General features: G+C 63.5%; 14 protein-coding genes, 1 tRNA gene and 1 pseudogene. 11 read left to right on the top strand and 5 right to left on the bottom strand.

The genetic code is table 11. The features are described from left to right. Positions 1–265: 265 nt before the first annotated feature. The 10 genes from hisD (at position 266) to ACZYOF_RS39380 (ending at position 6,403) form a co-directional block, all read left to right on the top strand. A complete protein-coding gene (gene hisD, locus ACZYOF_RS39425) occupies positions 266–1,561 on the top strand; it encodes a histidinol dehydrogenase (protein WP_282532345.1) in 1,296 nt (431 codons plus the stop codon). Beyond that, positions 1,558–2,061: a UPF0262 family protein gene (locus ACZYOF_RS39420; RefSeq protein ID WP_130583723.1), complete on the top strand. Its 504-nt coding sequence runs from the start codon at positions 1,558–1,560 to the stop codon at positions 2,059–2,061. Before hisD ends, ACZYOF_RS39420 begins: the two co-directional genes overlap by 4 nt. Positions 2,062–2,096: 35 nt before the next feature. After that, positions 2,097–2,561 carry an arsenate-mycothiol transferase ArsC gene (locus ACZYOF_RS39415; protein ID WP_282532346.1) on the top strand — a complete coding sequence of 155 codons (465 nt, stop codon included), beginning with the start codon at positions 2,097–2,099 and terminating at the stop codon, positions 2,559–2,561. 414 nt (positions 2,562–2,975) lie between these two features. Next, on the top strand, positions 2,976–3,608 hold the full coding sequence (locus tag ACZYOF_RS39410) for a Maf-like protein (RefSeq protein WP_130578882.1): 633 nt from the start codon (positions 2,976–2,978) through the stop codon (positions 3,606–3,608). Continuing rightward, positions 3,609–3,827, top strand: coding sequence for a DNA gyrase inhibitor YacG (yacG, locus tag ACZYOF_RS39405; RefSeq protein WP_130578881.1), 219 nt, complete (start codon positions 3,609–3,611; stop codon positions 3,825–3,827). It abuts the gene before it with no gap. Between the two features lie 162 nt (positions 3,828–3,989). Then, positions 3,990–4,065 (top strand) — tRNA-Phe (locus tag ACZYOF_RS39400). A 95-nt stretch (positions 4,066–4,160) separates the two neighbouring features. Further along, entirely contained in the window at positions 4,161–4,619 is a 459-nt protein-coding gene (locus ACZYOF_RS39395; protein ID WP_463719117.1) for an SDR family NAD(P)-dependent oxidoreductase, read from the top strand. A 59-nt stretch (positions 4,620–4,678) separates the two neighbouring features. After that, positions 4,679–4,936 (top strand): YciI family protein, encoded by a 258-nt coding sequence (locus ACZYOF_RS39390; protein ID WP_463719116.1) that lies wholly within the window; start codon positions 4,679–4,681, stop codon positions 4,934–4,936. 117 nt (positions 4,937–5,053) lie between these two features. Next, entirely contained in the window at positions 5,054–5,827 is a 774-nt protein-coding gene (locus ACZYOF_RS39385; protein WP_463719115.1) for an SDR family NAD(P)-dependent oxidoreductase, read from the top strand. Positions 5,828–6,109: 282 nt separating this feature from the next. Then, positions 6,110–6,403: a putative quinol monooxygenase gene (locus tag ACZYOF_RS39380; RefSeq protein ID WP_282526746.1), complete on the top strand. Its 294-nt coding sequence runs from the start codon at positions 6,110–6,112 to the stop codon at positions 6,401–6,403. Between the two features lie 209 nt (positions 6,404–6,612). Here ACZYOF_RS39380 and ACZYOF_RS39375 read toward each other — a convergent pair whose 3' ends face one another. The 3 genes from ACZYOF_RS39375 to ACZYOF_RS39365 all read right to left on the bottom strand — a co-directional run bounded on the left by ACZYOF_RS39375 (position 6,613) and on the right by ACZYOF_RS39365 (position 8,048). Further along, positions 6,613–6,936 (bottom strand): hypothetical protein, encoded by a 324-nt coding sequence (locus ACZYOF_RS39375; protein WP_130578871.1) that lies wholly within the window; start codon positions 6,934–6,936, stop codon positions 6,613–6,615. 80 nt (positions 6,937–7,016) lie between these two features. After that, positions 7,017–7,508, bottom strand: coding sequence for an Hsp20/alpha crystallin family protein (locus ACZYOF_RS39370; protein ID WP_463719114.1), 492 nt, complete (start codon positions 7,506–7,508; stop codon positions 7,017–7,019). A gap of 81 nt (positions 7,509–7,589) precedes the next feature. Then, positions 7,590–8,048, bottom strand: a complete 459-nt coding sequence (locus tag ACZYOF_RS39365; protein WP_130578869.1) for an Hsp20 family protein — start codon at positions 8,046–8,048, stop codon at positions 7,590–7,592. A gap of 225 nt (positions 8,049–8,273) precedes the next feature. Here ACZYOF_RS39365 and ACZYOF_RS39360 point away from each other — a divergent pair. Further along, positions 8,274–8,478: pseudogene (locus tag ACZYOF_RS39360) on the top strand (integrase); the annotation flags it as partial. Positions 8,479–8,503: 25 nt separating this feature from the next. Here ACZYOF_RS39360 and ACZYOF_RS39355 read toward each other — a convergent pair. Together ACZYOF_RS39355 and ACZYOF_RS39350 are read right to left on the bottom strand one after the other, a co-directional pair. After that, positions 8,504–9,106, bottom strand: a complete 603-nt coding sequence (locus ACZYOF_RS39355) for a PepSY domain-containing protein (protein WP_463719113.1) — start codon at positions 9,104–9,106, stop codon at positions 8,504–8,506. Positions 9,107–9,759: 653 nt separating this feature from the next. Continuing rightward, positions 9,760–9,969, bottom strand: a complete 210-nt coding sequence (locus ACZYOF_RS39350) for a hypothetical protein (RefSeq protein WP_282526747.1) — start codon at positions 9,967–9,969, stop codon at positions 9,760–9,762. Positions 9,970–10,262 lie beyond the last annotated feature (293 nt).

Here is a 10,262-nt window from a genome sequence, read left to right as displayed (position 1 = left end):
CCCCCCCCCGCCGCTGTCCCTCTCTCGCGGCCCCGCCCCCCGCGCCCCCCCCCGGGGGGGGTGTTTTTCGGTGGCGCCCGGGTAAATGTGCGGTTGGGGGGCCAACGGCCCGGGTCCCCCCAATCCCCCCCCCGCGTTTTGTGGGGGGGCAGGCCCGGCTGCCCCCACCCTACCGCCCGGCTCCTTTGTCGGCCATCGAGGGTTGACGGCCCCTATCCGCCGCGCCATTGAGCAGGGACCCTGATCTCAATCACAAGAACGCCCCATGCCCCTCCGCCTGGACCGAAGCAGTGCCGATTTTGAGCAGCGCTTTGCCGCCTTCCTTGCCGCCAAGCGCGAAGTTTCGGCCGATGTCGAGCGCGCGACGCGCGCGATCGTCGACGACGTGGTGGCGCGGGGCGATGCCGCACTGATCGAGGCGACCCGTAAGTTCGACCGGCTCGAGCTCGACGCCTCCGGCCTGCGCGTCACCGCGGCGGAGATCGATACCGCCGTGACGACCTGCGAAGCCGCCACGGTCGACGCGCTCAAGCTCGCCCGCGACCGCATCGAGACGTTCCATCAGCGCCAGATGCCGAAGGACGAGCGCTTTGTCGACCCGCTCGGCGTCGAGCTCGGCTGGCGCTGGAGCGCGGTCGAAGCGGTCGGGCTCTATGTCCCCGGCGGCACCGCGGCCTACCCGTCCTCGGTGCTGATGAATGCGGTGCCGGCGAGGGTCGCCGGTGTGCCGCGCGTGGTGATGGTGGTGCCGGCGCCCGACGGTAAGCTCAACCCGCTGGTGCTGGCGGCCGCTCAGCTCGGCGGCGTCTCCGAGATCTATCGCGTCGGCGGCGCGCAGGCGGTGGCGGCGCTTGCCTATGGCACGGCCACGATCGCGCCCGTTGCAAAAATCGTCGGCCCCGGCAACGCCTATGTGGCCGCCGCCAAGCGGCTGGTGTTCGGCAAGGTCGGCATCGACATGATCGCGGGTCCTTCCGAAGTGCTCGTGATCGCCGACGCGACCTCCAATGCCGACTGGATTGCCGCGGATCTCCTGGCGCAGGCCGAGCATGACGCGAGCGCGCAATCGATCCTGATCACCGACAGCGCGCGGCTCGCCGCCGATGTCGAGCGCGCGGTGGAAGCGCAGCTCGTCACCCTGCCGCGCGCAGAAATCGCACGCGCCTCCTGGAATGATTTCGGCGCGATCATCCTGGTGAAAAATCTCGACGATGCGGTGGCGCTCGCGAATGCGATCGCGGCCGAGCATCTGGAAGTCATGGCAGCGGATGCCGAAGCGTTCGCGGCCAAGGTCCGCAACGCCGGCGCGATCTTCTTGGGCCCGCATACGCCGGAAGCGATCGGCGATTATGTCGGCGGCTCCAACCATGTGCTGCCGACCGCGCGCTCGGCGCGGTTCTCCTCCGGCCTCGGCGTGCTCGACTTCATGAAGCGGACCTCGATCCTCAAATGCGGCCCCGACCAGTTGCGCGCGCTGGGGCCGGCCGCGATGACTCTCGGCAAGGCCGAGGGGCTGGACGCCCATTCCCGTTCCGTCGGACTGCGCCTCAACCTCTCATGAACAAGCCGCCCACTGAGGAGGATCCCAACAATCGCATCGTCGCGGTGACGCTTGACGAGGAATCGATCGGGCGTTCCGGGCCGGACATCGAGCATGAGCGCGCGATCGCGATCTACGACCTGATCGAGCAGAACCTGTTCGCGCCTGTTGGCACGGAGCCCGGGCCGTACACGCTGCACATCGCGATCACCGGCAACCGGCTGATGTTCGACATCAGGCGGGAAGACGGCACGCCGGTGGTGGCGCATCTGTTGTCGCTGACGCCGTTCAGGCGGATCGTGAAGGACTATTTCATGATCTGCGATAGCTACTACCAGGCGATCCGGACCGCGACGCCGGACAAGATCGAGGCCATCGACATGGGCCGCCGCGGCATCCATGACGAGGGCTCGCGCACGCTGCAGGAGCGGCTGAAGGGCAAGGTGCGGATCGATTTCGAGACCGCGCGGCGGCTGTTCACGCTGATCTGCGTCCTCCACTGGAAGGGGCAGGACGCATGAGGCGCGCGCGGCCGCAATCCAACAAAGCTTAAGCGATGGGGGCGCCGCCCGCGCGCAATCCGCAGGCCGTGCTGTTCGCATGTGGCCAGAACAGCGTGCGCTCGCCGATGGCGGCGAGCCTGTTGCAGCAGATGTTTCCGCAAGGACTCTATGTGCGCTCGGCCGGCGTGAAGAAGGGCGAGCTCGATCCGTTCGCGGTCGCCGTGATGGCCGAGCTCGGCCAGGATATCTCCGCCCACAAGCCGATCACCTTCGACGAGCTCGAGGATTGGGAAGGGCTCAATTTCGACCTTATCGTGACGCTGTCGCCGGAAGCCCACCACAAGGCGCTGGAATTGACCCGCACGCTTGCCGCCGACGTCGAATACTGGCCGACCCATGACCCCACCGGCACCGAAGGCAACCGCGAGCAGAAACTCCAAGCCTATCGCGAAGTCTGCGACGGCCTCCTGACCCGCATCCGCCGCCGTTTTGCAAGAGCCGGCGCCACAAACGAGTAGCTTCAGGCAATTGCCCCGCCATTCTCACTTGCTCCCGCCTCTCCCTGCAAGGGAGAGGCCGGATTGCATGCAGCGAAGCGGAATGCAATCCGGGTGAGGGTCAGGTCTATCGAGGGACCACCACTCGCGGAGCCAACCCCTCACCCAACAGAGTCCGTATCGACCACCTGAGCAGCCCCTCTCCCACAAGGGGCGAGGGCACATCAACTGGCACCTCCGCGCGCACAGGCGTAGGCCGCATCGCGCCGCCCACGCCCCCTTGTCGCTTCACTGACAAAGAGCTGTGCTTATGGGGCCCTGTATCCTCCTGATGGAAATGATTCGCAGCCGGGTTCCACGGTTGTGAAAGAAGGCCCCTTCCGATAGGTTCCGCGCGCGCTTACCCACCCAATCCTGCTTCCTCCAAGAACCTGCATGCTTGGCCGTCCTAAACTCGTTCTTGCTTCCGGCTCGCCTCGGCGGCTGGCCCTGCTCAACCAGGCCGGCATCGAGCCCGACGCGCTGCGTCCGGCCGATGTCGACGAGACCCCGCGGCGGGGCGAGCTGCCGCGCGCCTGCGCCAACCGCCTGGCGCGGGCCAAGGCCGAAGCGGCGCTGAAATCGGTGCAGCTCGACGACGACATCCGCGGCTCCTTCATTCTGGCCGCGGACACCGTGGTCGCGGTCGGCCGCCGCATCCTGCCGAAGGCCGAGCTGGTCGACGAGGCCGCGCAGTGCCTGCGCCTGCTGTCGGGCCGCAACCACCGCGTCTACACCGCGATTTGCCTCGTGACCCCGAGGGAAGCGTTCCGCCAGCGCCTGGTCGAAACCCGCGTGCGTTTCAAGCGTTTGAGTGAGGATGACATCCAGGCCTATATCGGTTCGGGCGAATGGCGCAGCAAAGCCGGCGGCTATGCCGTGCAGGGCATTGCCGGCTCCTTCGTGGTCAAGATGGTCGGTTCCTACAGCAATGTCGTGGGCCTGCCGCTCTATGAAACGGTCACGCTGCTCGGCGGCGAAGGGTTTCCGATCCGATACGGCTGGCTGAACACCGCTACGGTTGGTTGAATGCCGGAACAGCGAAGACAGGCGGGCGCCGCGGAGGCGCCTGCGAAGGCGGAGAAACCGTCCAAGACGCCGTCCAGGCCGTGCCCGATCTGCGGCAAGCCGGCCGAGCATGCCTTCCGCCCCTTCTGTTCCGCCCGCTGCCGCGACGTCGACCTCAACCGCTGGCTCTCCGGCACCTACATCGTCCCCGGCCGCGACGACCAGGCCGAGGAGGAATAGATCAGACTTACCAATAAGTTGGGGATAACGCGGCGCGCCCATGATGGCTCTGCGATGCGGGGCCGCGCCCGGCGTAGCCAAAGGCGAAGCCGGGTAGACATCGCCCCTCCACCCCACTATAACCCGCCCGCTCGCTCGGCCTTTTTGGCCCTCCCGCGACCTGCCCAGGTAGCTCAGTTGGTAGAGCATGCGACTGAAAATCGCAGTGTCGGTGGTTCGATTCCGCCCCTGGGCACCATTTTTTGTTTTAACCTCAATGCCTTAACCAAGAAGACGATTTTCGCGGCCCCTCGTGAAACCTAGCAGGGACGCACTGGGGACGCATCCCGGTCGGTGCGCCGGCAGGGCCAGGGCCGTATCATCAACATCAGTTCGGTGGCCGGCTTCCTGCCCGGACCATATACGGCGCTCTACAACGCCACCAAGCACGCCGTCGAAGGCTATTCCGAATCGCTCGATCACGAGCTGCGGACATTCGGCATTCGTGTCTCGCTGGTCGAGCCGGTCTTCACCCGCACCGCGCTGGAAGAGAACGGCGACAAGCCCGATCGGATCCTGAGCGTCTACGACAAGGGACGCGCGGCCATGAACGCGACCTGGCGCAACGGCATCGCGGCCGGCGACCCCGTGGAGGCCGTGGCGGACAAGGTGGTGCAGGCCGCCACCGAAAAGCAGCCGGGCATTCGCTACACGCCCGGAACAATGGCGGGCCGTCTCCGCCTGATGCGGCGCTTCGTCCCTGAAAAGACCTTCGAGAAGAGTTTTCGCAAGCAGAAGGGCGTGGCCGATTGATCTCCCAACAGAGCGATCACCGGGCAAGCTGAATTGTCTCTTTCGCCGAGGAGCGACCTATGAAGTACTATTTGTGCAAGTACATCCCGCCGCGCGCCGACTTTCTCGCGACCATGACCGCCGACGAGAAGACATGGATGAAGCAGCACGGCGCGTTCCTGGATGACGTGCTAGACAAGGGACAGGTCATCGCGCACGGCCCGGTCATGGACCCGAGCGGCGGTTATGGCGTGTCGCTCTATCAGATCGCCGATGATCTCGACATCGAGACGATCACCTCGGAAGACGCGATCGTGAAGAACGGCGCCGGTCATTAGAGCATCATCCGATGCTTCATTTGAGGACGCGCGGCTGACAGCGCCGCCTCGACGATCTTTCACCACCGATCCCCGGCAGCGCATTGCGATGCCGGAAGCCTAACCAGGACAACATCCATGACGATCGCACTCATCACCGGCGCTTCGAGCGGCATCGGCGCGGTCTACGCACGCCGTCTCGCCGCACGCGGCCACGACCTCGTCCTCGTCGCACGCGCGACCGACCGGCTCAACGCCCTCGCGGGCGAACTGCGCAATGCACATGGCATTGCGGTCGAAGTCATTACGGCCGATCTGGTCGACCACTCCCAACTCGCACCGGTTCTCAAGCGCCTCCGTTCCGATCCGCCCATCGAAATCCTCATCAACAATGCGGGTGCTGCGTTGATCGGCGATTTCGCAACCGCTGACCCAAGCAAGATGGACGATCTGCTGGGGCTGAACGTTGTCGCGCCGACGCTGCTCGCGTCCGCCGTCATCGGCGGCATGGTCGAACGCGGCCATGGCGCGATCATCAACATCGCATCGGTGCTGGCTCTGCTCCCCGAATACTCCCGTGGCATCTACCCCGCGACCAAATCCTACCTGATGACGCTGTCGCAAGGCCTTGCAGCCGAAGTTGCGTCGAAGGGTGTCTATGTGCAGGCCGTGCTGCCCGCGGCTACGCGCACGGAAATCTACGAGCGCGCCGGCGGCGATGCCGGCAAGGTGCCCAATGTCATGGAGGTCGAAGACCTCGTGGATGCGGCGTTGATCGGCTTCGATCGCAAGGAACCGGTCACGATTCCACCGGTGCCCGACGTGGCGGCGTGGGACGCTTTCGAGAAGGCGCGCGGCGTTCTGGCGGCAGGCTTCGGCAACGCCAAACCGGCCGCGCGTTATCGGACCTGACGCGGTGTTTTCGGCGAAGCTGGTCGCCGCCGCCCGCTGATTTGCCGGCTCTCCTGCCAAACCTTCAACTGACGGAGAGTGAATATATGGGTAACGAGAGCTCAAACCTGCGCACAAACGCACCGCATCCGGCCGGTCCGGTTCAACGAGGCCGGCCAGATGACCGATCTCGTCGTCATGTTGCGCCCGGCCAACGTGGTGACAAAGCTGGGCGAAGAAGCAGCTCGCCGCATGGCGGCAGCGAAATCGTAAACCTGAACCAGAACACCGGGAGATCAGCACATGGCCAAACTAGCAGTCGTGGCGACCATCAAGACCGCCGCCGGTAAGCGGACCGAATATCTCAAGCACCTGAACGCTCACGCGCTTCGTTGCAGGGCGGCCGAGCCTGGCACTCTGGCTTTCGAGATCCTCGTGCCGCAAGAGGAAGCCGACACGGTCATGCTGTACGAAGTCTATGCCTCACGCGAGGCCTTCGATGCTCACCTGACGGGAGCTTCCATCCAGCAGATGAGGCACGATTCAGCCGGCCTGCAAGTGAGCCTCAACGGCGTGCGTTGTAATTTGACCGAATGAGCGGCTGTTAATCGGCGTCGAACCATGATCCCCGCAGTCATCTAACGCGGACACTTCGCGCGCCGATCGGCGTTAGGACCATGCCGACTAACGCCAACTGTTCGGTGCTCACCGCGCTTGCCCGCCTCTTACCATGACGACGAAGGGGACGGCCCATACCGCCGCGGCATTGCCTAGGAGCATCATGGTCAGAACGGCTTGTGTGAACATCAGACGGACCTCCGCTGCGCGGCGGCCCAAGGCCGCCGCAGCCGCATGGGGACGCCGCCGGGTCGGGGCGGGTCGTCGTCGTCCAGCCGCCGCAGCGCGGCGAGGATATCGGCCAGTCGAATGGTGTGGCTCATGCCGGGAATCTCCCGCAGGGCAGGACAGGATTCGACTGCAAACATGTCGGAAGCCCAGGACGACAGGATGATCCGTTTTTCCGGCACGGAGAGCTCATCGTCCTTCAGCACGTCCTCCGGCGAGGCATAGTGCGCGGCCGGGTGGAAGATGGGGTTGAGATTGCTGGTGTTCGTGTTTGCGTTGCTCATCGGTTGCCTCCCTACGCTCCTTTCTTCGGGACGGGTTCGAGTTGGTGCCGGACGGCGGCGGGGCCGCCGCCCGGATGTCGCTACTTCGTGTTGATGGCGATACGCTTGACGCCCGCGCGCGGGTTTTCCGACTTCGGCAGCGACACGGTCAGGACGCCGTTCTTGAACGACGCCTCGGCCTTGTCTTCTTCCACGTCTTCCAGCGGGATCCGCCGCTCGAAGGCGCCGTAGGCGCGCTCGGTGAAGTACCTACCTTCGTCGCTGCGCTCGGCTTTCTTCTCGCCGCGGATGGTCAGGACACCGCCAGCGATTTCGATCTGGACGTCCTTCTCCGTCATGCCGGGCAGTTCGGCCGTGATGGTCAGTGCCTTATCGGTCTCACTGAGCTCGATCTTGGGCCAGCCGAATTGCCCTTCCATGAGTGGCGACAGACTCGTCCCGCCGAAGCCGCGAAAGGCATCGTCGAACAGGCGGTTCATCTCGCGATGAAGCGTCATGAATGGATCGTAGTTGCCGCGCGTCGGCGTAAGTTCCTGATTCCGCGACCAGGGAATGAGATCACGAATTGCCATGGTTGTTCTCCTTTGTTGCATGGGGAGGGAGCGCGGCTGCGCTTGCGCGCGCCGCGTTCCGCCATCGAACCTTGGCTGGCGTCAGGCTGCCTTCTTCTGCTCGATCTGCGAAGGAGACGCGCCGCCCGCGATCTGGATCCGGCGCGGCTTCATTGCTTCGGGCACCTCGCGGACGAGATCGATGATCAGCAGTCCGTCGCGGAAAGAGGCCTCTTTCACCTGGACGTAATCGGCCAAGTTGAACACGCGCCGGAACGGACGCGCGGCGATCCCCTGGTAGAGATACTCGCCGGCCGCCTTCTCAGGCTTCCTGCCCTCGATGGTGAGCGCGTTCTGCTCGGCGGTCAGCGTGATGTCGTCGGCTCCGAATCCGGCGACGGCGAGCGAGATCCGGTAGTGGTCCTCGCCGGAGCGTTCGATGTTGTACGGGGGATAGTGATCCTCGGTCGCCTGGCGCATTGTGCTATCGACGAGGTTGGCCAGGTGGTCGAAGCCGATGGTGGAGCGCCACAGGGGCGCGAAGTCGAAGGTCGTCCTCATAACCAAGTCCTCCATAGAGCAAGATGGGTACGAAGGAGCGCAGGACAGGGGTTTCAGACGGGGTCCGAAGATACCCGGCCCGGCGCCCGCACCGGGCCCGATCTGGCGCCCGGCACACCGCTCTTGCGGCGAAAATTGACTTAGAAAAACGGAAAGTCGTTTCAAGAGGTCGGCCAAAAAAAATTGCAGCGATCGCGGCGCCGCTGGTCGTCCCCCTTGCGCGCCTTTATCCATACGCTTGACACGGCGCTCATCATGGCTGCGGACACAATCTCGGGCTACATTCAGGGCCTTCTTGATGGCGTTGAGTTCAGGCAGAGCCTATGCGTTGGACCGCGATTCACGGAAGGCCGCCTTGGCTCGCTTCTTGAAGAGGGCTTCAGGCAGTGATCAAGAGGGGGGTGAGGAGGAGCGACGCTTGGCTGCATGACCCTGAACCGCATGTACGACGGCGCCTAATGGTGAACTGACTTTTCCGTGCGGACTGGGGGCGGCTCGAGCATGACTTCCTTCAAGCGATCGCCACTGGCGACGATGACCACGAAGTTGAGTTTTCCATCCTGCTTCATCAAACCTCCGGCAACAGCGCTTCCCGCTCCAGCTTTCTCGGCGATGCGTACGGCGTCCGACAGCTCTTGCTCAACCGTCTTCAGAGCAATGATTTTGCTTAGATACTCTCGATCGAGCTCCTTCAGCGATGATAAGATTTCCTTTTCTGTAACGCTTCCGGTGTTCGCATCTACGACATTTTCCCAAATGCGCTCATTTCTTACCGTCCGCACGCGATAAATGGCCGGACCGGATATCTCAAAGCTAACGTCCACGGGCCTTGAACCGTTATGTAATCGCTCGGCAATCGCTACCGCCTGACTCAGTGGTATTTTTATTCTGCGAAATTGCTCGAGCAGGCGACGCATCGCCGCCTCATCGGTATCGCCTTGTGCGGCTACGCCTCTATTTGTGGCGTCCAAAGGTGTGTGGGTGACATCGGCTCTCGCGCCCGCAACAGCGAACGTGGCGGACAAAACGATAGTCGCTAACAATCGCTTCTTCGACATGAGGTGTATCCAGTGGCTGTGGGTGAAAAACTGACCGGTGGTCTTATCGGTGTGGCGAGGGTCTCTGACGGCCTATCGACACGAACTTTTGGCGTGGCTCAGCGAAGCGCACCGTTTGAGAGCGCTATTGAAACTCGGATGTCGAGTAGGTCGCGGCCGCTTCTCGGAGCGACTCTGAGCGAAATTGCGCTGCGGTTCCGAGGTCAGCCTGACTGACCTCGTGCTCGAGCCGGCTCGATCAGAAACTCCCGGACCGAACTGCGCCAACGTTTCACGGACCCGGATTGCGGGGCTCCCGTCACTCGCATCGGCCTGCTCGGATATTGACGCGGGCGGCTGTCGTACAGCATCGGCTGCCTCGAAGCTGAGCCGCGAGGGGGCTCCAATCTCCCTGTGGGGGAGAATCGGCAGGAAACCAGGCTGGCTGGTATCGATGACGACCGCTTTCGGTCTCTCCAGCTCGGAGGCGATCCGAATCGGTGGAAGTGTAGAATGAGGTTCGATGAGCCTTCTCGGCGGGGTCGCTGGCAGCAGGGAATTGGCTGCAAAGAGTAGCACGAGCAGCGCTCCGCCGACCCACAGAAAGTAACTCCACACTGGAGCTTGAGTCTCGACTGAACCACGCGCACGCATTGACAAGACGGATGTTCTGCTCACTGCGCCCGGCTCCCGCGCAGAAGTGCCTTCGGCGCGATCCAGGGCCGGCTGCCGGCGAACGCATGCAACCCCGCAAGCAAGGATATCGTAACGCCCAGCAGGAGGCTCAGGCCCACGAGGGACAGAGCAACAACCAGGTTCAGGGATGCGAGCGCAAGCCCCGGCCAGGGATTTTCCTTTGCAAGCGACCACAAAAGTGTTGACATTCTCGGTCTCCGAAATACACTAAACCGTATAGTTCATATACATCCCGGGCCGCGGGATGTGTCAAGAGCGAAGACTCACAAGCTCGTGTTCAGACTGTTTGAAAGGCGGGGGTCGGAGCGCGACGCTGCGTTTCCCGGTTCGATCTCAGCAAATGAAGGGTTCTGTAGAGCTATGGCGGAATCTGGGTGATGACGGCCTGAGAAGGGCGGCGTATCGAGGCGGGTAACCAGCCAGCCAGAACCTCACATGGGATGGTTCGTGTCAAGGCCATCAATCGCAATGCATCAGCAGT

The organism is Bradyrhizobium sp. LeoA1Lang (genome assembly GCF_055413685.1).
Note: the sequence above shows the minus strand (reverse complement) of the source record. Positions and strands in the feature narration are given on the sequence as shown.